We start from the raw sequence: 23,043 nt of genomic DNA, 5'->3' as shown, positions 1-23,043 counted from the left end.
AATCTTGTCTTGCTTCTCTTTGTAGGTTTAGGGTATGAACTCAAGATTGAAGTATTTCCATTTTGGAAAGAGTTAGAAAGAATGGGTTATACAATGAGTAAGTAAGAAATATTTACATACTCAAGAAGTAAAAGAGAAACAGAATAAAAGAATAAAGCCTTATTTGTCTTTTGTATCTAGTGAATGATTGGTTTCTAGGTAAATATCATAAAAACCAGATAAACCATAAATCTGTATTCTCAATATATTTTCTCATCGCACAAAGTCAGAATCTAAAAATCCTTCGATTTTAAATTGACCCAATTTTAAGTCTTGTGCATTTTTTGCAATTTCTTGTATTTCTTCATCTTGTAACTTTAAATGTGTATAAGTTATGCGATCTTTTTCCCTTAAAAGAGCATCAATAAGATTAGGTTTTTGCCCTAAAAATTGCTTAGAAATTTCAGCTGCTTGACTTGGATTTTCATAAATAAATTGCACACCATTGCTAAAAGTATCTACAAGATTCTTTAGACTTTCCTTATCATTATAAAGTTGTTCATTTACACAAAGAATGCAACATGCATGATTGGCTCGTATATCTTTTGTCAAGACAAAAACCCTACCAACATTTAATCGTTCTGCTTGAAAGGCAAATGGTTCAGCTACAATAAACCCATCGATTGCATTACGAGAAAGTGAATAAACCATTTCGGGTGGCGACATATCAATGAATTTTACACCATTTAAATCAATATGATTCTTTGTAAGTAATTCGCAGAGCAAAATATAGTGTATTGAAAACCGCGAAGGAATAGCGATTTTTGCACCTTTTAGTTTCTCATAAGAGTCAATATGAGAGTTTTTCCCAACTACAAGAGCACTACCATGACGATGAGTAGCCATAATAGCTTTCATTTTTATACCTTGAGTATAAATTTTAAGTGCTAATGGTGCGAGGATAAAGGCAGCATCAAGTGAGCCAGAACTAAAAGTTTGTGCTAAATCTGCCCATGATGAAAAACGCAAAGCTCGATAATTTATTGTTGCATTTGGTAAAGAACCTGATAATATAAGCAAATGATCTGTAATTGGAAGATAACCAATCTTAAGCATACTGACAGAATCTTGTGTGCTTGTTGTAGAAACCATTTTAAAACCACTTTCAAAATCTAGTGCACACACACCTTGAGTAACTGCACCAATAAGCCCCATTCCCACAAACGAACTTTTTATTAAAAAACTTCTTCTTGTAGATTCCAAATTACATAACCTCTTATTCTTAATTGACTTACATTAATATAGGATTATATTATAACAATATTAAAAATCCAAGAGAAATAAACTCAATAAAAAATTATAAGATTCTAAAGTATTTTTACTTGATATTAAAGGACAAACTTTACTTTGCAATATTAAAGCAGTAAATTGAGCAATACCAAAATCTTAAACAAAATTATATAAGTTTAATCATCTTACTTTCCTAATATTTGATACCATATTATGATACTTTATGTAACTTTTATACTTAAAAAAGTTACATAAAGTATCATATATAAAAGATAACACATATTCTCTATTTAAATCATTGAGAATATTACACATTTTATTTACAATAAATTATACCTTTATCAAAGAATATGGGAAAATCTTACAGAAAAAAGGATAGAGCATGGATTACACAAAGTTAAAAAATACACGATTTATGAAATTTATAAAACTTCGGGATAGGATTGGGTTTGCACTTGCACTCATCGTTTTGATTGTGTATTATGTATTTCTTATCGCTGTGGGAGCATTTCCTGAGATTCTAGGATATATGGTTGGTCCTAGCTCTGTGTCGCTTGGATTACTCATAGGGCTATTTATCATCTGCCTTTGTATCGCACTTACAGGACTTTATACATTTATGGCAAATAAATTTTTTGATAAAGAATTGGAATCAAGTTTGCGTGAATTGCGTGAAAAAAAGATTCTCAAAGATGATAAAATAGGGGATGAACAATGAAATTACTTGTAATACTTGGAATTTTAAATGCAATAGCATTTGGTGCGAGCTTTGATACAGGAGGTGCGAAAGGAGGGCTTAATATCATTGCAATTACTATGTTCCTTGCATTTGTGCTTTTCACACTTTTTATCACTTACTATTCAAATAAGAAAACGAAATCAGCAGCTGGATTCTATACAGCAGGTGGAAATATCACGGGACTGCAAAATGGCATGGCAATCGCTGGAGACTATATGAGTGCTGCTTCGTTTTTGGGGATAACTGCACTTGTTTTTACAAATGGCTTTGATGGACTCATTTATTCGATTGGATTCTTAGTTGGGTGGCCAATCATACTCTTCTTGATTGCTGAAAAGTTCCGTAATCTCGGTAAATACACATTTGCAGACATCACAGCGTATCGCCTCTCAAAAAAACCTATTAGAATCTTATCAGCAGTAAGTGCCTTATGTGTGATTATTTTCTATCTCATTGCGCAGATGGTTGGTGCGGGACAGCTCATACAAGTGCTTTTTGGTTTGCCATATATCGTGGCGGTTGTGATCGTTGGAATCTTGATGATCTGCTATGTCGTTTTTGGTGGAATGCATGCCACAACTTGGGTACAAATTATCAAAGCCTTACTGTTGCTTGGTGGTTCGACATTTATGGCAGGAATGATTTTATATTTCACAAAATTTGATTTCAGTGCATATTTCGGACAAGCAGTTGCTCATCACCCTAAAGGTGAGGCGATTTTAGCACCAGGCGTGTTCTTACCCGACACGATTTCTGCTCTTTCACTTGGACTTGCACTCATGTTTGGAACAGCGGGATTACCCCATATTTTGATGAGATTTTTCACAGTGAAAGATTCTAAAGAGGCACGCAAGAGCGTATTTTACGCGACAGGATTTATTGGTTATTTCTATATCCTCACTTTTATTATCGGCTTTGGTGCGATAGTTTTACTACTTGGGAATCCGGACTATATCAACGAAGATGGAAGTCTCAAAGGTGCGGCAAATATGGTAGCGATAATCCTTGCCGAAGCTATCGGTGGGAGCGTATTCTTGGGATTTATCTCAGCGGTGGCATTTGCAACAATTCTGGCTGTTGTTGCGGGACTCGCCATATCTGGAGCAGGAGCAATTAGTCATGATTTGTTTGTGAATGTCTTTAAAGATGGTGTGTGTGACCCAAAACTTGAAATGAAAGTTACCAAAATAGCTACGATTGGTATAGGCATAGTTGCGATTATTCTTGGTATAGTATTTGAGAACCAAAATGTCGCTTTCACTGTGGGACTTGCCTTTGCTATCGCTGCAAGTGTGAATTTCCCTATCCTTTTGCTCTCAATCTATTGGAAGAATCTCACAACAAGGGGTGTGGTAATAGGCGGTGTCATCGGGCTTACAATCGTAATGGTGCTTGTTATTTTGAGTCCAAGTATTTGGGTAAAGAGTTTTGGCTTTGAGAGTGCGATCTTTCCTTATGACCACCCAGCCATTTTTTCGATGCCTGTGACTTTCATCCTTATTTGGTTCTTCTCAATCACTGATAAATCAAAGCGAGCAGAGCTTGATAAATCGGGATTCGAAGCACAAAATTTCCGGGCTCAAAGCGGGATTGGTGCAAGCAGTGCATTAGAACATTGAGTGAGTTATAGTTTATTCATAGGATACTTAGATTCTATGGGTATTTTTACCTCATATTATAAATAGATTTTTATTTATATATTAAGGTTTCTTTGTCTGACTCTAAAAATGTTGTAATTTTTTTGCAATAAATTACCCCAATAAAAGTATTGAGTAGTTTCTTTAAGCAATTTCAACACTACGAATTTCTCTTATTACATTAACTTTAATTTCACCAGGATATTGGAGTTGTTGTTTGACATCATTTGCAATCTCTTTTGCAAGGACAATAGTTTGAGAATCATTTACTAAGTCTGCACGCACAATCACACGCACTTCACGCCCCGCATGCACCGCGTATGCTTGTCGCACACCAAATTTTTCCATTGCTATTTTCTCAAGGTTTTGCACACGATTTAAATAATTTTCAAGCATTTCATGTCTTGCACCAGGTCGTGCTGCACTCAATACATCGGCAGTGCAAACTGCACTGCACTCTACGCTTTGAGATTCTTCATGCCCATGATGTGCACGTATCGCATTAATCACAACAGGATGTTCTTTGTAACGCAAACATACTTCAGCACCCAAATCCACATGACTCCCGCTTTGCTCATCAGTAAGTGCTTTGCCAATATCATGAAGAATTCCAGCACGTCGTGCCAATTTCTCATCACCACCTAATTCACCTGCAATAGTTCCCGCAATACGAGCAACCTCAAGAGAATGGCAAAGTGCATTTTGCCCAAAACTTGCACGATATTTCAATTTCCCTATAAGCTTTTTAAGTTCAGGGTGAATATAGCCAACACCAAGATCCAGAACAACCTCATCGCCATCTTGATAAATTTGCTCTTCCATTTGATGTTTTACTTTTTCATAGATTTCTTCAATCCTACTTGGTTGTATTCTACCATCTTCAACTAGAATCTCCAAAGTCTTGGTAGCAATAGCCCTCCTATAAAGATTAAAGGAACTTAAAATAATAGCATTTGGTGTATCTTCAATAATTAAATTTACACCACTTACAGCTTCAAAAGCACGAATATTCCTCCCCTCTTTTCCAATAATTTTACCCTTCATTTCATCATTTGGTAGATTTACCACATTAATTAGTCTCTCACTTGCAAAATCACCTGCAAATCGTGTTGTAGCCTGTGCAATAATATAATTTGCACGTTTCTTTGCCTCTTCTTTTGCTTCATTTTCATAACGACGAATAAGATTCGCTTTTTGCTGAGCCAACTCACCTTCAAGACATTCAAGCAAAAGCTTTTTACTTTCTTCCTTTGTAAGTGCACTATGTCCAGTGAGTGCACTTACAAGTTTATCGCGTGTCATTTCACATTGTGCAAGAATTCTCTTTTGCTCTTCTTTTTGACGTAAAATTTCTACCTTTGTAGATTCTATAATATGATTATTTTTTTCACATTCCCTTAGTTGCTCCTTAAGTCGTGTCTCAAGGTTATAATATTTGTTATCAAGGGCATATAACTCTCGATTAAATCTACTTTCTAGTTCATCTTTGCGTTTTTCTAATTGTTGTTCAAATTTAAGTTCCTTTTCTTGCATTTTAGCATGTCGATTATGCAATAATTGATCAATTTCAGATTCTAATACCTTAATTTTGGCATTATTTTGATCAATATGTATAAGCATTTTGGAATACGCTATTTTACGCATTATAAAAAGTGTCAAAAGCATTACAAACAATGCAATAATAATACAATATAAAACAACTGAACTCATTGATATACGCTCATATAAATATCTGCTTGAATATCGTGCCAATCACACAATGATGTCGTGGCAATCCTAGAGAACCTGCTGACAAAAATATTATAAGGCTTTACTTTTAAACTTGTATAGAATCTATCATACATACCTTTTCCAAATCCTATTCTTTTGAAGTTTTTATCAACACCCAAAACAGGCACAACTGCAACATTAAGGATTATGTCTTGATACTTTTTACTACTCGCAGGTTCTTTAATGTTGAAGTAATTTTTTAGTAGCGGTAAGCGATATTTTACTATTTTTAAGTTATTTATTTCAACCTTTGGAATAAAAACTTGGTAGTTTTTATTCTTCATTAGCATTTTTGTAACATAATGTATATTTACTTCAGATTGCAATGGACTATAAAGTAAAATATTGCAATAATATCTCTTGTTTTGAATATAATAAAGCCCATTTTTTTGATAAATTTTATAACTTTTTGGTGGCTTATAGTTTTGTATAAAAGAAAATATTTCCTTTGCACATAAAATATCTCGAATGCAATACTTTTTGCTCATTTTTGATTTTAAAAATGCACGAAATTCAACCTTTGTTTGCAGATTCATTGATTCGCCCTATATTGTGGAGACAATATTATTACAACACTGTGCCAATATACCCATAAGAATATCTGTTGGAGATTTTAGCATATTGGCATTTTGTGCAATTTTATTATAAAACTGCATGAAAGATTCACTTAACTCCTCAAGCGTTGTATCTTCATAAATTGCCAAAAAGTTCAATACAGAATTAAATGCAAAAGGTAAAAAACAAATTTTAGAATCTAAAAGCATTTTTATTGCATGAGTATCAATAAGAGGTATTTTTTCACATACACACTTACAACCATTTTGCAGAATCTGTGTTATATTAGCTTCATTTGGTTGATAAACTCTATCGCACAAGAAATATGCAAATGATGGTATTTTCCAAAAAGATTCTTTGTGTGTAAGATATTCACACTTGCGAATCTTCGCATAAGTTTCGAGCCAATTTGTATCTTGTAATGGCAAAACATCGTCGCTATGAGTAAGTTCTTGAATAAGATGAAGGTCTAACCCTAATTCATCATAAACAAAACCATGTTCATTGCTTAAGCTTAATGGTCTCGCATGCAATATCTCCAATCCCATTGCAAGATAAATGCACATCTCATTGCAACCAGAAATCATACAAAATTTCCCATCAAATGTTGCATTACGATAAGACAATAAAAGATTCATTGATTGCAATAAAGCAAAGACTCGCATAATATTAGCTTGTTTATTATTACAAATTGTATAGTTTTCTTTAAATAATACTATTTCTTTTGGTGAATAATTTGTATATATATTTGGAATCAAATTATCTTGTGTAATATTTTTTTGAGCTTTTTTTGCAAAAGAATGAAAAAATGATCCGCGAATATATTGTGTAGTTTTTATATTGCATTGAGATTCTACAATGTTATAATTTTTTAAAGTTTTCCAATATGCTTTTTGCCAATGCTGATATTCTTGTATTGTCAGGTGCATATTTGTTAAAACGATAATTGTATTTGTATGACCAAGACTACATGCACTGATAGCATATTGCAAGGCATAGAATTCAAATAAGGAGAAATCTAAGCCACATAAACATACTTCAACTATAAAATATTTTTTTAAATTATCCGAATCTGTTTGATTATTACACAAAGTAATGCTTTCGTTATGAGAAAACACAAAAAGTCTACTTGTTGCAGAATCTTGTTTATTATAAGATTCTAACACAGGACAATCGCATGGAGCAAATGTTGTATCATGAGACATATAATGAAGAGTATCTATATTTTGATGAATAATATCACATGAAATTTTTGGTGTCAGATAATTTTGCAATCCATGAGAGTTATCTAAAGTTTTTGCAATAAATGTTAAAGATTTTAGTTGTTGTGTCTGTTTAGAATCTAGAGGGAATGAATCCTCATTATTTTGTAAAGATATGGATTCTAAAATCTTTTTTTCTTTTGATATTGCTGTATTAACAAGAGATTGACATTCTATAAGGGTTTGCGAAAGTTGAGATATATGAGAATATAGAACATTATGGTGATTCTCTAATGACATTTGATGAGATACAGATTCGGTTTTAAAGGAATTATTTTGTTCTTTAGTGGAGAGATAATGCAAGGTTTCAAAATGTAGGGGGAATTTTATCTTTTCTGATTCTATTTGTTTATCTTGTGATTGTAAAGAATTTTTTGCTTGAGTATTGATTTGTAGTCCATGCTGTTTTAACACATTTTGGAGCAAATGATAGGAATCTTGCCTTGTTGTGTAGGAGAATGATTCCAAAACAAGTTTTAATTGTGCAATTTTTTTCTGTAAATAGAGAGTATAAAATTCCTCATAATTTTTTACCCTTTTCGTGTTTGATTGTTGCGATGTTTGTCTCATTTACATTCTTTCACTCTATAACTTCTACTCAAAAACTTCTAAAATTCAAATTGTAGGGCGTGTTTTGTATATTCAAGAATTTGTTCGCAACTCCTTGAGCGAATTAAATCAGAATGCTTAATTAAACTATGATTGACTTCAAAGCCATCTTTAAGATTTGCTATAATTGTTGTAACGCCATTCACTCTTGCACATTTCAATGCCGGGATTAAATCAATATCTTTTGAAAAAATAAGAATTCTATCAACAAGTTTATTATAAACAACATGTGCAATATCAAGCCCAATAAGCATGTCAACTTGTTTTTGAATGATAATTGGTCGTCCATTTGAATCATATCCACGAAATTTTGAAATTCCAAGTCTTGTTGCTACATAGGGTAATTGTACAATTTCATCAAGGAATTTCATACCCAGTGCTAATTTTGTCTTATAATCCCCATCATTTTCGTTTGTTAATTTATCAATTTCTAGTGGTTTCGCTGTATAAAAAAAAATCTTTTTTAACTTCTCTTCTTTGAGTAAAAATGAATGAATAAGTGCCATAATATGATACGCATTTGTATAATTCATTGTATTTGAGTTAAAATCTGCAAAATTATTGTCACGATGAATCTTTTCTATTTCATGTCGTAAATTTTCCCAATCCACAAAAACTATTGTTCTCATTTTTTTCCTTTAAATTTATAACTATAACCAACATAAAAATTATAATCTGCTAAGATTCCATCACTTTGTAAATCAAAAGATTGTGTAGGGAGGAATCTCGCCCCGACTTCCAATCTATGTCGATAGAAAAAAGTAGCACTTATCCCACCTTGCACCATGATATTTCCGGTCAAAATGGTGTTTTTTGATCCTCCACTTGGCACAAGAATTGGATTTTGTGCATCAAAATAAATTAATCCTCCTGCACCAATTCCAATAAAAAATCCAAGCATATTTTTATAACTTTTATCAATAAAAAAATCAATTAAAATATCTAAACCGAGACTAAGCATAATAAAATTTCCACTATGCGACAATCGTTGTTTTTTAAATGGGGAAAGCTGATCACTTGTAACATCAATACCAAAATATCCACGCATACCAATGTAATCATCTAAATAGCTTACAACTCCTGAACGCAAACCCATACCAAGAGTTACGCCATTGATTATTTCATTTGCTTTATTTAATCTTTGTAGAGGAATGACATTTCCGACAACCATAACATATATACCATTTCTTTGTGTGTTCGTCTCTCTTAAAAGTGAGATTTGTTGTGGTGTTTTTGACTTCATTAATGCAGTATTTTTTACAATATCAACAGAAACTTGAGATTGTGATGTATTCTGTGTTTGCAGCAATCCATTTCCATCATCTTGAGAAAATTCTGTAAAATCATTTGCCATAATGGATTGTATACAAATCAACAATAATACGAAAATGAAAAAGAGATGATTTCTCCTCACTTTCTTTTTTCTTGTATTGAAAAGCATAGAAAGATAACTAAGAGATATAAATTCACTATTTTTTTGCAACATAAATAACCTCAAATTGTGTATCACAATAAACTTTCTTCATAGCTAATAATACCCTCTTGAAACAGATTGTATGCTTGTTGCTTCAATGTTGATGAATAATGAAACTTTTTTGTGAAGTTACAAAGAGATGAAATTATTTGCATATTGTTATCATCAAAAGGAGTTACATTGGAATGTTTGGATAAAGAAATAGTAAGAGAATCTTTTTGCAAAATTGTCCCTCTATTGCAGTCTTGCAAAGAAGTCATATCATAAGGCATTCCATTGGGTTTTTCATTTGATAGTATTGCTTGTTTATCATAATTAAAATCTAGTATTTCTTGTATCAATGCTCTTTTACCAAATCCTTGATGATAACATTCATGACATCCATGTGCATGATATATGCCATTAATATTCCTTTTACAAAAAGGGCAAAAAGTCTTCAGCAACCTTTGAGCTATAATGCAATTAATCGTTGTGTTTAATAAATAATCTTTCGCACCCAAATCTTTGAGTCTTGCAAGACTTGAAGCACAATCATTAGAATGAATACTTGACAATACCAAATGCCCTGTAATTGCTGCACGCAAAGCAATTTCAAGTGTTTGATTATCGCGTATTTCACCAATCATAATCACATCTGGATCTTGACGCAAAATATATTTTAATGCACTTGCAAATGAGAATTGAATATCTTCATTGACTTGGCATTGTGATACACCGTGTATTTCTTGCTCAATTGGATCTTCAATAGTTATAATTTTTCTTGAGCCATCATTAAGAAATCGGAGGCAATTATATAAAATTGTGCTTTTTCCACTACCTGTGGGACCACTTATTAAAACCAAACCACCTTTAGCAAGGAGATTGCGTTTAAGAGATTCTAAAATAGAAGTATGTAGCTGCATAGAATCAAGATTAAGATACTGGCAATGAGAGTTTGGAATACGCAAAACAACACTTTCACCCTCAAGTGTAGGGACAAATGAGATTCTAATATCATACATCTTAGCCTTATTTTGTGCATTATCATATTTCTCATTTGGCTGTATAGTTTCTGTGAAAGAATCTATTTTTTGCTTAAAATGCCCGTCCTGCGGTATTCTTGTCTCATTAATATCAATTTGACAAAGTAATTTTAATTTTTGTGAAATTTTTATAAAAATTTCTCTATCAAAACTCAAGAAATGCACCAAAATACCATCGATACGCAAATGACATACTGCACGATTATCTTGCAAAGTGAGATGAATATCACTAGCATAAAAACGCGTAGCAAGTCTTAATAAATCCGCAATCAAATTCTCATGAAGCTCTTGAGTAAAAAAATACATTTGTAGATTTAATGCTAATCGCAATTCTTGTAAAAAATTCTGCCTACAAATAAAAAATTGTAGTGGTTGTTTGTATTTTGTTGTTATCTTTTCAAGTAATTTTTTTTTATAAGATTGATTAAATGGCTCTGATAAGATTATACAAAGTTTTTTTTCATCATTAAAAAAGATAATATTTGGCAAGAAATCCTGTGGAATCTGCATAGCCGCATAAATAATATGGAGGTTATTTTCTAAAAAAGCTAAATCAATAGACGAAAGATTCTGTGTTATAAGATATTCTTCAAAATATGGGTGAGATTCTAAAAATTTTGAAAAAATAACTGATTTTTGCATAAGAATTGTATAAAGACATTGCAAAACTTCTTGTTGTTTTGGAGATTCTAATGAGTGAAAATATTCTTGTGAATGAGCATAAGGATTAGTCTGCAATGTCATTATCATTAATAAATTCCTCAAACAAATACTTATGATCGTTTGGTAAAGAATGGAAAATACTAGAAGCTAATTTTCGAATCTCAAAAAGTGCATTTTTTGAAGTGCGTAATTCAAGAAAATTCTGCAAACTCCTTGCATTAACACTCCAAACTAATTGTGTTTTGTAGCATTCAGGTAAGCAATATTTTGCTTCATCATTTGGATTCCCTTCACTCAACACAAGACGGAGATTCTCTAATGCTTGTAAATTGGCAATATTGACTCTAGTATTTTTTGTAATCACAATATATTTTGCAGCGCGTCCCAATAACTCTTGAGAACAATGCAAGGAATCTTGCGAATTGTCAGGCAAAAAACTTTCCTCTTTACGAAGCTCTTTTAGCGTATAGCGTGTGCTTTTAACAGAAAGACTAGCCATTCTATGTCTTGCGAGCTCCTGCAAACATGCACGAGAGATTCCAATGATTTCAAAATTATAAAATAAATGTTCAAGTGTTGATTTATGTTTATTTTTATTACCAACACGATAAATTAATTCTTTATCAATTTCACCACCACAATCACTTTTTGCATGGCTATCCCAGCATGTTCGTATTGCTCTTGAACAAACACTAAGTGGCGTATAATGCAATAAATGAATTTGCAAGGAAAAATCAGCACAATCCACACCATAACCATCATTATTGGTATTTAGAGAATCTAAGGTAAATGACATAATTATTGCTTCAAAAAGTCATTTAGGCAATGTGCGTGCAAGACTGCATCAAATTCAATAAATTCATATTTTGCAACACCATTTATACAAAAAGGATCATTTTTACTAAATGCGATAGCTTCTTGCCTGTTTGGGAATCTTGCAATAATTAATCCTCCCTCACGAGGATTTCTAGGACCAGATGCAAGCAAGAATCCTTTCTCATACCCTTCTTTGAGATATGCTCTATGGAGTGCTAAAACTTCTTCTATTTTCTCTAATGGTGCGGTATAATTTACCATGCAAACAAATAATGTACTCATTTCTTTCCTTATTTTTTGTAATTTTGTATTATATCAAAAATTTAAAATAACTTAGAGAAAGATTGTAGAGAATCTAAAAGTATACATACTTCATTAAGATTCTTTGAAGCAACTATTAAATAAGAAAAATATTAAATCTTGCAATAGAATCAAATCATAATCATGAACTTACTATAAGATAACCGTTCCTACAAACCTATAAAATCATATAAATAGCTATAAAAATCTATAAATAGGATTTTTGTTGTATTCCTGTCTCAACCTTGCTAGTTACAATGTTATTTATTGCTAAATTACATTGCAGAGCCGTCAAGTCCTCAGGCGTAAATTCGGCTTGAACTAAGCCTATTTTATTTTTAGCATAATTTAATAGGTTTAAACTTGCGTTATAATCCCTATCTAAACTAATTCCACAACTATTACAAATATAAATTCTATCTTTAAGAGTGAGGTTTTCTTTAATACTTCCACAATTAAAGCAAGTCTTAGAGCTAGGATAGAATCTATCTACTTCTATGACTTCTCTTTTGTAATAATTACTTTTATATTGTAATTGTTTTTTAAATTCATAAAAACTTACATCACTGATTGCTTTTGCTAATTTATGATTTTTAAGCATACCACTTACATTTAAATTTTCAATTCCAAAGTAAGCATAATGCCTTACTAAGCTAGTTGTTAGCTTATGTAAAAAATCACTTCTAACATTAGTAATTTGTCTATGTAATTTACTAAGCTTTAAGGACTGCTTTAAATAGTTATTAGACTTCTTAATGCCAGCTAATGCTTCACCTTTGGTTTTTGGGTGTTGCTTTTTGCTTAATTGCCTACTAACTCTTTTAAGCTTTCTTGTAAGCTTAGCTAATGGTTTAGGTGCTTTAACACTTAAGCCATTAGATAAACATACACAGGATTTTAAGCCTATATCTATTCCTAAACCTTGTTTGGTTTGCATAGATGATTTATGCGTTTTATTAAATTCATTCTCATTCATTTCAACACTAAAACTAGCATAGAATTTGTTAGCTTTTTGGCTAATGGTTACAGAGTTAATCTTTCCATTAAATCTAAGCTTTTCACGCATTTTTACAAGTCCTAGATTTGGAATTTTTAAGTAAGTTTTATTGCTATTATCTTTTGTCCTTATAATGACTTGGTCGCCACCTATATAATAACTTCCTTCATTCTCTCTTTTTTTCTTAAACTTAGGATAACTTACTTTGCTTTGTTTTAAATCAGAAAAGAATTTTTTAAAAGCTAAGCTAAGATTTAAAAAGGGTTGTTGTGTAGCATATTTACTAACTTCATAGACAAATGGGAATTGCTCTTTTTTGATGGAGTTAAATTCCTTTTTTAAATCTAAATATGTTTTTTTAATGCCTTGTCTGTAATATTCTTGCCATTTAGCAAGTCCCCAATTATATGCTAACCTAGAACAGCCAAAAGCTTTTTTGAAATGTGTAATGTGCTTATTATTTGGATTTAACTCTATTTTATGCGAGATTGTCATTGACTACCTTTTCCATATCATCTAAGAGCTTTTTGTTTTTCTTGCTTCTAGCTCCATATAATCTTGCAGAAAATACAGTAATAATTTCTAGCACATCTTTAGCCAACTCTTCTTCAAATTTAGGATTCTCATCTCCTTTATTAATAATAATTACTTCTACATCTTTAGCTTCACAAATAGCAAATACAAGTTCTGCTCCAAATCTAAGCAGTCTATCCTTATGTGTTAAAACTAATCTTTTAACTTGTCCTTCTAAGATTAGATTTAATAGCTTTGTTAAACCTTTTTTATAATAGTTCATACCGCTACCTAAATCTTGGATTACTTCATAATTGAATCCTTGTTTAGAGCAATAGAGTTCTAAAACCTGCACTTGTCTTATTAAATCATCTCTTTGATCGTGGGAACTAACTCTAGCATAAGCTATGGTTTTTAAATTGTCAGAGTTAAACTTAATATTTTTATTGATATTTTTTAGAGTTTCAAGCTTATATCTACGCTCACAACCTCTGGTATATTCATCAGGCTTTAATAAGCCTTGCTTATCCCAGTTGCGTAGCGTTTGGATAGTAACGCCAAGAAGTTTAGAAGCTTTGCCAATTGATAATAGATTGTTCATAAATTAAATTATAGCAAAATAAATTTTTTAAATCAAGAATAATCTATAAAATATTTATGTAATTTTATATATTATTATATAATTTTAATTACAGTTGGTTGCCCTCACTTTATAAAAATGAAAGTAAGGAAAGCTTAGGAAATCATAAAGCTCTATTCATGACTATAAATATCTACCTTTGTAGTATGCACATTATAGATTAAAACACAAGATCAAGGTTAAAATAGATTTGCGCATTTGTCCTTGCGTGAGAAGAAAAAACGATAGAGTCAGTTGCTGTTATGGGTATCGTAGTAGTTGTATTTTCCCAACTTAAGAATGGAATCTTCGCACCAACCTCAAGACGCAGTATGCTCCAATTCCACGCTACACCAATATTTGCATAAGGGTTATGTGGATTAGGTTTACTACGAGAGTCCATAAATTTACCAAAAGCATAATTATATCCTGCACCAATAAACATACCCCAACTCTCTGAGAAACTAATGAGATAGTCAAGCCCACCACCACCAGTCATGTGGTAGTAACCATAAGAACTAATACCCCCCTGATTACCGGACAATATGGCAGTGGTAAAATTACCCGCTGTGAAATCTCCATAGATTCTCAAGGCATTCATCTCATTAAATGCGAGGATATAACCCAATCTCGCACCATAAGTTAGATTTGTTGTTAGGCTGAAATTATTGACTACTTCAATGTCACTAATAGACGTTTTTGCACTAACTGAATTTAATCCTAACCCAGCAGACAAACCAATAAAAAAGCCACTCTCTTGCGCATGAGCAATACCTGTTGCAAGGATTAGACTTAATACTATTGAACTCTTTTTCATAAAATAACTCCTAAAAACATAATTTTATATCATAATATAGACTTTGCTGTACATGATATAGTAACAAAAAAAAAAAAAAAGAAATTTCAAAATATTAATCTAATGCGTAGAATATTTATAAAATACCAATAAAAGTAACTTTTTGTAATTAGAGAATCTAGTTAATTGTTCTTTTCAAATCCTATTTCTATAATGAAATAGATTCTAAAAATTCTTTGAAGAGTTTTGTAAGATTATTGTTTGATTCCAAGCAATGTCTCAATCATTCTATCAATCGTTGTGATAACTTTTGCATTTGCAGCATATCCACCTTGAAATTTAATGAGATTTACCATTTCTTCATCAACACTCACTTGTGAAATGGCTAAATGTTCTTTTTTGATTGCCTCTAACACACTCTTTTTTGTATCAAGGGCAATTTTTGTCTCTTGTGTTTGGTTCGCAACCGCACCTGTTGTAAATTGGTAAAATTCATTGAGTTTCATGTGTTTTTTATCAAGTTTGTTTTGATAAAATTCAACTTCATCATATTGAAGTTGTTGCATCATATTTGCCACATCAAAATTCCCACTTACAGGCATAAGCCATGGGCGGATTTTTGTAGAATCTTTTCTATATTCATATTCAAGGTCAATACTGCTTGCATCATTTCCTGCAAAAAATCTATTGATTCCAAATGCACCTGTGAAATTTGTGCCTTCATCTTTTAAACCAATATATAAACCCTTTGAAGGATATTTTGAAGTGATTTTAAATTGTTTTGACTCATCGCTATAGTATGCTTGAAAATAATCATCAAAGTCGTCTAAAGCATTGTTGTTATTGTTGTCATCAGTATTTGCATTAATCTGTTTTACAACATCACGCATCGTTGTAGGGACATCAATCACTATATCTTTTTTCGCAAGGACTTGACCATTTGCATTATACGCATAAAGTGTAAATTTCCCCATTTTAATATTATAGTTGGTATCTCGCAATGCTTCATTTTGTGTAATTTCTAAAATATCACTTTTGATTTCCTTGCTTCCACTTTGTGCATATATTGTGTTGGTTGCTTCAATCAAACCTCGAGCAAAACTATCAAGCAGATTCATATAATACTGCAATTTACCAACCTTTGTCCCCTCATAGCCATTATTGTAGAGATCAATTAATGCACCTGCCTTTCCCTCATCAATCCTATCGGTAATATCAACATCTTTAAAGTCATATCCACGAACATAAAGGCGATTTAATCCAGCTGCATTGTTTGTTTTATTCAGAATGATTGGGTGAAAATTCGCACCATCAATCATGCTAAATCCATGTCCGATAGTAAAAGTATAATCTTCATCATAATCTGCTGCCTGTGCACCTACGATATTATTTGCTTTAAGTTTATTTTTAAAAACATTGCCACCCAGAATCTCTCGCAAACGAAATTCTAATTCATCTCTTCTATCTCGCAATTCATTTGCTTGTTTAAGAGTGAGAGAATCTTCCATTTCTTTCATTTTTTTATTTATTTCTGCTATTTGACTGCCTAATTTATTAGCGTCATTGATTTGTGCTTCCAATTCTTCACTTTTCTTGCGTTGCAAAATGACTAACTTTTCTTTTGTGTCGTTGAGGTTGCGTGTTAGAATCATGGCATTTTTTGCAAGCACTTGCTTTTGTGCAGTATCATTTGGATTTTTTGCAATGTCTTTCCATGAATTAAAATATTCCTCTAAATCATTATAAATACCTACCCCTTCAACATCAGGGAAATATGTGCTAGCTTCTCTTAATGTGGTAAATTCGGTATCAAAAAAGTTATGATCTGTGGCAGCCCGAGAATAGCGTGAAAAAACAAACTCATCGTGCAATCTTTGGATAGAATCTACACTTACACCGCGTCCAAGATTATAGTCTGGATAATAAAGTGGCTTTTCTGGATGGACAATAACGCGTTGCCTTGTGTAAAATTCATCGCTTGCATTCGCAATGTTGTTGCCTGTTACATCAACCATGAGTTGATGAGCATGCAAACCTGTTGTGCTTGTGTTTAATGAAGATAATATACCACCCATTGTGTTATCCTTAGAAATAATGTCAATTTAGAATTGTTAAGATTCTAAAGAAATTAATGTATTCTTTATTAAGAAAGATTACACTTGCTCTAATTTTAATAGAACATATCAAAACTCTTAAAGACTAACGCAAACCTAAGCCTTAATAAAGCAGTATTTAGCAATATCTTTTATGCAATTTTAAATACTCATTTTGGTTTTGGTTACTCTTATAAAACGAAATTCTTTCATTATAAATAACACATATTACTAATTCTTTTGCATGCTATTTTCGTTCCATTTTTAACCTTTTTAAAATATTTTGTAGTTTATTTTTTCTTTAATTCAGATAATTTTAGAATCTTTTACAGAAATATATTAAAATTTAGATTATGAAAAGATTGAAGCAAAACATGTAATATTGGCAATAAAATCATTAAAAATTAAAATTTTAAAAAATATGCCGATATTTTTTATATTTTTGTTTTATTTTATAAAATGTTTAAGTTAAGTTATGTTGGGTAACAAAAATTTTATGGAATACAAATTTCTTATAATAAATTTGAATAAATAATCATTTGGTATGAGGAGAATAACATGGCAGGGAAAATCACATCTCTTGGGCTTGGTAGTTCAGTCTTAAATGCAGATGTTATTGACAAACTAAGAAAAGCAGATGAAGATAATGTTATCAAGCCTGTTGATAAAAAGATGGAGCTTAATATTGAAAAACAAAAACAACTTGTAGAAATAGAAACTTCATTAGCAACGCTTCGTGGACATACAAAAACACTCTCTGACTATTCTACTTTTTTGCATAGAGATGTGAGTGTATCTGGAGACGCCGTAAAGGCTACTGCTGCGGCAGGTATCCCTGTGCAAAATGTTAATATAGAGGTAAAAGGGCTTGCAAAAAGTGATATTAATGAAGTAGGTACAAAATTTTCCTCACGAGATGATGTTTTTACAAATGAAGATACAAGTTTAGACTTTTATACAAATGGGAATAATTATAGTGTCAAAATCAATGCAGGAATGACACTTGGGGAGGTAAGTCAAGCGATTACAGATGCCACAAATGGAAAAGTGATGGGTGTTGTTATGAAAACAGGCGGAGAAAAGCCTTATCAGCTTATGATTAATTCCAAAGAAACAGGAGAAAACAATAGAATCTATTTTGGCACAATGATAAAGTCTGAACGCATAAGCGACCAAGATATAGAACTTAATGGCGAACAAGATTTTTATGTGGAAGTAAAAGGTAATGATGGGGTAGCACATAAAATTGGAATCTCATTAAAACTTTCCAACTCTCAAGATCGTGCAGAGGCATTGCGACATGCAATCAAAGACGCAATTAATAATAATGAAACAACAAAAGGATTAATAGAAAATGGAGAAATAAATATTGGTTTAAGTGATGAGGGAAAATCACTCATCATCAATGATAAAAGAGGGTTAAGCATAAGTGTTGGTGGTGAGAAAAAAGGTATGCTTGGATTTGTCAATGTCGAAGCAAAAGCTAAAGAGTTATTTTCAAGCACAAACGAAGTAAAAGCTGGTGCATTAAGCGGAACTTTTCAAATAAGTGGAACAACAATCGACCTTAGTCAAATTACAAAAAAAGAAAATACCGCAGAACAAAATGCAGTCGCACTTGTTGAAGCTTTAAATAAAGTCGAGGGTATGCAAGCAAGTGTTGAGAATAATAAAATTTCTTTTAATTCAAACGGGAAAGAGATTAATATTGTAGCAACTTCTCCAGAAGAGACAAAGGCATTAGAAAGTGTTGGATTAAAAAGTGGGAAGTATAGTGATTTCTCAACTTTACAAAAATCTCTTTTTAAATTAAAAAATGTGCAAGCTGCTTCAGATTCTGAAGTGCTTTATAATGGTGCAAGCATCAAACGTTCAAGCAATACAATCGATGATGTCGTAGGTGGACTCACAATTACTTTGCAAAAACTCTCTGAAGAAGGAAAACCGGATGTAATCAGCGTTACACAAAATACAGAGAATCTTGTTAAAGAGGTAACAGAGTTTGTAAAAGCTTATAACGAAACAGTGCCAAAGCTTGATGCGGTTACAAAATTTGATCCTGATACAAAAAGAGGTGGTGTTTTTAACACAGAAACAATGATTCGCACTATTCGTCCAAATCTTAATCAAGCACTTACACAGAGTATCACAAGCGGAACAGAAGTAAAAAGTTTGATGGATTTTGGGATTAGTCTCAATGATAAAAGCGTTATGTCATTAGATGCGGGAAAACTCGCAAGTGCCGTAAGTTCTGACCCAGAAAAGGCAAAAGAAGTATTTTATGGTGGTGAGAAAAAAGATAGTTCAGGAAAATTTACAAGATATGATGGAGTTTTTACAAAAGTAAATGCAGTTTTAGCCGATTTATTAGAAGGTGGAAATGCTAAGTTGAAAACTTTTGGGCAAACACTTGAAAGAGAATTAAAAAACTATAATTCTGAAAGGGATAAGTCAAAGAAAATGCTTGATGCCAGATATGATACTATGGCAAAGAGATTTGCTTCCTTTGATGAACAAATAGCAAAAGCCAATAACTCTTTCAATGCTGTCCAAATGATGATAGACCAAGCTGCCGGTAACGACAAAAAGAAATAAGGAGCAAATTATGAGAGCGTTTAATGCCCATAATATGTATCAACAAACTTCTGTTAGTGTAGAGAGTCCCGCAAAACTAATAGAAATGTTGTATGAAGGTATTTTGAGATTTTTAGGTCAGGCACGCAGACACATGGAAAATGATGATATAGAGAAAAAAATTTATTACATCAACCGCACCACAGATATTTTTACTGAACTACTTAATGTTTTGGATTATGATAGAGGTGGTGAAGTTGCAGTATATTTAACGGGGCTTTATACGCATCAAATCAAACTTTTGACACAAGCAAACATGGAAAATAATGTTGATAAAATTGATATTGTTGTAAATGTAGCAAAAGGTTTGTTAGAAGCATGGCGTGAGATTCATCAAGAAGAGCTTGGACGAGGGAACTAAGGATAGTTAGCAAATAGGAATTTTGCGAAAAATTTGAATACACATATTTTTTCATCTTTGCAAAAGAGCACTCGAGGCTCTAAGCACAAGAAACATCTACATAAATACAATACAATAATGATTCTTTCTACAATACATATAGTTCTCATTCTAGAAGTAGCATACAATCATAATTCCAACATTGAAATACTTAATATCATTTGGAGTAAATATTCCGAGTTACATATCTAACGCATAACTATATTATTTAGAAAAATTAAATTTTAGGAATGAAAAGTGGGGTAGATGCTATCCTAAAAATTACCCCCCCCTAAAACCCCTATTTATCGCTTTACATATTCTTATAAAATATGCTTTTTTGTCTTGTGGAATATGAAACTATACACAAATATTTTATTCAAAAAGGGTATATAATGGGGTTTAAAAGCTTACAAGATACCTTAGGTTCTCTTAGTGCTGTTGTTAGTTATGATACAAATAAAACCAAGTTATCAAAGAATGATAACAAGTTAGAAGTATTGCAAGACAAAGACATGCCAAAGGATAAAGGTAAATCTATCACTCCACACAAGAAGCAAAGAGTAAGAAAAAGCCTTAAAGCACAAAATTGCTTTTACATATACTTTACATTCTATGAGATTATATTTTACATGATGTTTTTATAATTGCAGTATATTTTATCACATAGGAGGATATATGAAAAAATATATCTTAGGAATCTTAGCAGGATTAAGTTTAAGTGCAAACATTGCAATCGCAGATACAATCCATCCAATATCAAGGGAAATGGGCTCAGGCACAAGAGGTGCATTTGTGGAAATCTTTGGAATCCAAAAGGAAATACAAGGTAAAAAAGTTGATGGCACAACCTCTAAAGCAGAAGTTACAAATTCAACAGGTGTTATGATGACAACTATTGCAAATAACAAAAATTCAATTGGTTATATTTCTCTTGGTTCATTAAATAACACTATAAAAGCAGTCAATATTGATGGCGTTGCACCAAGTGTTGCAAATATTAATAACAAGACTTATAAAATTTCACGCCCTTTTAATATTGTAACAAAAACTGAAAATCCTTTAATTACAGATTTTCTAGCATATAGCACAAATGCTAAGGCAGTAATTGAAAAAGCAGGGTATATCGTAGCCTCAAAAAACACAAATTTTACAAGCAAAAAGCCTTCTGGAAAATTGATTATAGCTGGTTCAAGCTCGATTACGCCACTAATGGAAAAATTAGCAGAGAGCTATAAAAGTGTAAATCCAAATGCGGTTATTGAAATCTCGCAATCAGATTCTACAACAGGTGTAAATTCTGTTGTAGAGGGAATCGCTGATATTGGCATGGTATCAAGGGAGTTAAAACCAGCTGAACTACAAAAAGGTATTAAAGCACAAGTTTTAGCAATTGATGGATTGGCAGTGATTACAAATAAGGATAATCCAATAAAGAATATTTCTAAAGAAGGTGTTAAGAAAATCTTTCTAGGTGAAATAACAGATTGGAAAGATGTAAAATAATCCAAGTTTCTCAAATATAAAAACTATAGAATCTCTTTATCTTGAAAACTAATTGCAAACAAGTAATATAGAGGAAGATGAATTTATAACTAATATTTTATTTTTATCTCATCTCAATAGAAATTTTTGTTTATGTTTCTTAAAGATTATAGATTCTAATTTTTATCTTATGAATTGTTTAGGCAATTATATCTTTTCCAAACAATGTCTCATTCCGGGATAGTGGAAAGTTAAAACAATTTCGCAGTAATCTAATTAATATTCGGAATCTTTATCATATAAAATATTTTAGAATTATTGCAATACCAATAAGGATAAACATGAAGCGAAATACATTGAAAGAGAAGTTTTTTCAATCTTTATTTTTGATTTGTGCAATGATTTCCATTTTTGCGGTTATTGTGATTTGCTTTTTTTTGTTTGGGAATGCTATTCCAACAATAATGCAAATTGGTTTTTCAAATTTTATTTTTAGTTTTGATTGGTTTCCTTCAGAAGAGATTTTTGGAATCTTTCCCATGATTGTTGGAAGCTTCTATGTAACTGCACTAGCAATTCTTTTTGGTGTCCCTCTTGGTATTTTAAGTGCTGTGTATCTTTCGATGTTCTGTTCCAAAAAAACGCAACGATATTTGATTCCTGCAGTTGAGCTTTTAGGTGCTATTCCATCTGTTGTGTATGGATTTTTTGGACTTGTGGTGCTTGTTCCCATTCTTTCGGCTAGTTTTGATGGTATTTCTGGAAAAAGTGTGCTTGCAGCATCTATAATCCTTGCGATCATGATTCTTCCAACAATCATTCTTGTTTCAAAGGCAGCAATAGATTCTGTCCCTAGAATCTACTATGAAGGGGCATTAGCATTGGGAGCAAGCAAAGAAAGAAGCGTATTTTTTGCATTATTACCTGCTGCTAAATCTGGTATTCTAGCTTCTGTTATACTTGGTGTTGGTCGTGCTATTGGTGAAGCAATGGCAGTTATTATGGTAGCTGGTAATCAAGTCCAGATTCCAAATAATGTGCTTGATGGTGTGCGGACACTAACAACAAATATAGTCCTTGAAATGGGATATGCGGAAGGTTTGCATAGAGATGTTTTAATTGCTAATGCCGTTGTATTATTTGTGTTTATACTTCTTATAAATATTTGTTTTAATCTTATTAAGAAAGATAAATATTCTTGATAGAATCTTAATCACGGAGCAATACCACTACTTTTTAGATTCTATAAATTTTCCCCGTTTTTTCTAGTATTAGACAACATAACACTGGGATAAAACCTTATATTTTGAATAAAAATGTTACTAAAATACATTTTTATTCAAGAAACAAGTAAAATTACAATATTTCTCTGTTCTTATTCTTGTTCATTCTCTATAATCTCTACTATTAC

At 31.9% G+C, this 23,043-nt stretch carries 20 protein-coding genes; 7 read left to right on the top strand and 13 right to left on the bottom strand.

What is annotated here, in order from left to right; translation table 11 throughout:
- Positions 1 to 252: 252 nt before the first annotated feature.
- Positions 253 to 1,242: an ABC transporter substrate-binding protein gene (locus tag CQA53_RS08835; protein ID WP_115543636.1), complete on the bottom strand. Its 990-nt coding sequence runs from the start codon at positions 1,240 to 1,242 to the stop codon at positions 253 to 255.
- Positions 1,243 to 1,651: 409 nt separating this feature from the next.
- On the opposite strand from CQA53_RS08835, the gene CQA53_RS08830 reads away from it, so the two are divergent.
- A complete protein-coding gene (locus CQA53_RS08830) occupies positions 1,652 to 1,987 on the top strand; it encodes a DUF485 domain-containing protein (RefSeq protein ID WP_115543635.1) in 336 nt (111 codons plus the stop codon).
- Positions 1,984 to 3,627 carry a cation acetate symporter gene (locus CQA53_RS08825; protein WP_115543634.1) on the top strand — a complete coding sequence of 548 codons (1,644 nt, stop codon included), beginning with the start codon at positions 1,984 to 1,986 and terminating at the stop codon, positions 3,625 to 3,627. Before CQA53_RS08830 ends, CQA53_RS08825 begins: the two co-directional genes overlap by 4 nt.
- Positions 3,628 to 3,789: 162 nt before the next feature.
- Here the strand turns inward: CQA53_RS08825 and rny are convergent, their stop codons facing one another.
- The 12 genes from rny to flgK all read right to left on the bottom strand — a co-directional run bounded on the left by rny (position 3,790) and on the right by flgK (position 17,116).
- Complete coding sequence (gene rny, locus CQA53_RS08820; RefSeq protein WP_115543640.1) at positions 3,790 to 5,355, bottom strand: ribonuclease Y; 1,566 nt, start codon at positions 5,353 to 5,355, stop codon at positions 3,790 to 3,792.
- On the bottom strand, positions 5,352 to 5,951 hold the full coding sequence (locus CQA53_RS08815; protein WP_245945825.1) for a 5-formyltetrahydrofolate cyclo-ligase: 600 nt from the start codon (positions 5,949 to 5,951) through the stop codon (positions 5,352 to 5,354). The genes rny and CQA53_RS08815 overlap by 4 nt, the downstream gene beginning before the upstream one ends.
- Positions 5,952 to 5,960: 9 nt before the next feature.
- On the bottom strand, positions 5,961 to 7,802 hold the full coding sequence (locus CQA53_RS08810; RefSeq protein ID WP_245945823.1) for a dehydrogenase family protein: 1,842 nt from the start codon (positions 7,800 to 7,802) through the stop codon (positions 5,961 to 5,963).
- Between the two features lie 38 nt (positions 7,803 to 7,840).
- Complete coding sequence (locus tag CQA53_RS08805) at positions 7,841 to 8,470, bottom strand: NYN domain-containing protein (protein ID WP_115543633.1); 630 nt, start codon at positions 8,468 to 8,470, stop codon at positions 7,841 to 7,843.
- Complete coding sequence (locus tag CQA53_RS08800) at positions 8,467 to 9,327, bottom strand: outer membrane beta-barrel protein (RefSeq protein WP_245945820.1); 861 nt, start codon at positions 9,325 to 9,327, stop codon at positions 8,467 to 8,469. Before CQA53_RS08800 ends, CQA53_RS08805 begins: the two co-directional genes overlap by 4 nt.
- A 20-nt stretch (positions 9,328 to 9,347) precedes the next feature.
- A complete protein-coding gene (locus CQA53_RS08795) occupies positions 9,348 to 11,087 on the bottom strand; it encodes a GspE/PulE family protein (RefSeq protein WP_115543632.1) in 1,740 nt (579 codons plus the stop codon).
- The gene (gene thyX / locus CQA53_RS08790; protein ID WP_115543638.1) at positions 11,065 to 11,727 is read right to left on the bottom strand and encodes an FAD-dependent thymidylate synthase; all 663 of its coding nucleotides are present in this window, start codon (positions 11,725 to 11,727) and stop codon (positions 11,065 to 11,067) included. Before thyX ends, CQA53_RS08795 begins: the two co-directional genes overlap by 23 nt.
- Positions 11,728 to 11,798: 71 nt before the next feature.
- Complete coding sequence (locus CQA53_RS08785) at positions 11,799 to 12,098, bottom strand: YciI family protein (protein ID WP_115543631.1); 300 nt, start codon at positions 12,096 to 12,098, stop codon at positions 11,799 to 11,801.
- 226 nt (positions 12,099 to 12,324) lie between these two features.
- The gene (locus CQA53_RS08780) at positions 12,325 to 13,608 is read right to left on the bottom strand and encodes an RNA-guided endonuclease InsQ/TnpB family protein (protein ID WP_115543630.1); all 1,284 of its coding nucleotides are present in this window, start codon (positions 13,606 to 13,608) and stop codon (positions 12,325 to 12,327) included.
- Complete coding sequence (locus CQA53_RS08775; protein ID WP_115543629.1) at positions 13,592 to 14,227, bottom strand: IS607 family transposase; 636 nt, start codon at positions 14,225 to 14,227, stop codon at positions 13,592 to 13,594. Before CQA53_RS08775 ends, CQA53_RS08780 begins: the two co-directional genes overlap by 17 nt.
- 199 nt (positions 14,228 to 14,426) lie before the next feature.
- Positions 14,427 to 15,062, bottom strand: coding sequence for a hypothetical protein (locus tag CQA53_RS08770; RefSeq protein ID WP_115543628.1), 636 nt, complete (start codon positions 15,060 to 15,062; stop codon positions 14,427 to 14,429).
- Between the two features lie 233 nt (positions 15,063 to 15,295).
- A complete protein-coding gene (gene flgK / locus CQA53_RS08765) occupies positions 15,296 to 17,116 on the bottom strand; it encodes a flagellar hook-associated protein FlgK (RefSeq protein ID WP_115543627.1) in 1,821 nt (606 codons plus the stop codon).
- A 576-nt stretch (positions 17,117 to 17,692) separates the two neighbouring features.
- Between flgK and fliD the strand changes: the two genes are divergently transcribed.
- From fliD to pstC, 5 genes are all read left to right on the top strand, one after another.
- Positions 17,693 to 19,729 carry a flagellar filament capping protein FliD gene (fliD, locus tag CQA53_RS08760; RefSeq protein ID WP_115543626.1) on the top strand — a complete coding sequence of 679 codons (2,037 nt, stop codon included), beginning with the start codon at positions 17,693 to 17,695 and terminating at the stop codon, positions 19,727 to 19,729.
- 10 nt (positions 19,730 to 19,739) lie between these two features.
- On the top strand, positions 19,740 to 20,129 hold the full coding sequence (gene fliS, locus CQA53_RS08755; protein ID WP_115543625.1) for a flagellar export chaperone FliS: 390 nt from the start codon (positions 19,740 to 19,742) through the stop codon (positions 20,127 to 20,129).
- A 413-nt stretch (positions 20,130 to 20,542) separates the two neighbouring features.
- Complete coding sequence (locus CQA53_RS08750) at positions 20,543 to 20,794, top strand: hypothetical protein (RefSeq protein ID WP_115543624.1); 252 nt, start codon at positions 20,543 to 20,545, stop codon at positions 20,792 to 20,794.
- Between the two features lie 31 nt (positions 20,795 to 20,825).
- On the top strand, positions 20,826 to 21,653 hold the full coding sequence (locus CQA53_RS08745; protein WP_115543623.1) for a substrate-binding domain-containing protein: 828 nt from the start codon (positions 20,826 to 20,828) through the stop codon (positions 21,651 to 21,653).
- Between the two features lie 320 nt (positions 21,654 to 21,973).
- On the top strand, positions 21,974 to 22,834 hold the full coding sequence (gene pstC / locus CQA53_RS08740) for a phosphate ABC transporter permease subunit PstC (RefSeq protein ID WP_181882407.1): 861 nt from the start codon (positions 21,974 to 21,976) through the stop codon (positions 22,832 to 22,834).
- Positions 22,835 to 23,043: the final 209 nt, after the last annotated feature.

The organism is Helicobacter didelphidarum, assembly GCF_003364195.1.
Classification (GTDB): domain Bacteria; phylum Campylobacterota; class Campylobacteria; order Campylobacterales; family Helicobacteraceae; genus Helicobacter_A; species Helicobacter_A didelphidarum.
The sequence above is the reverse complement of the archived record's forward strand: the minus strand, read 5'-3'. Positions and strand labels throughout refer to the sequence as shown.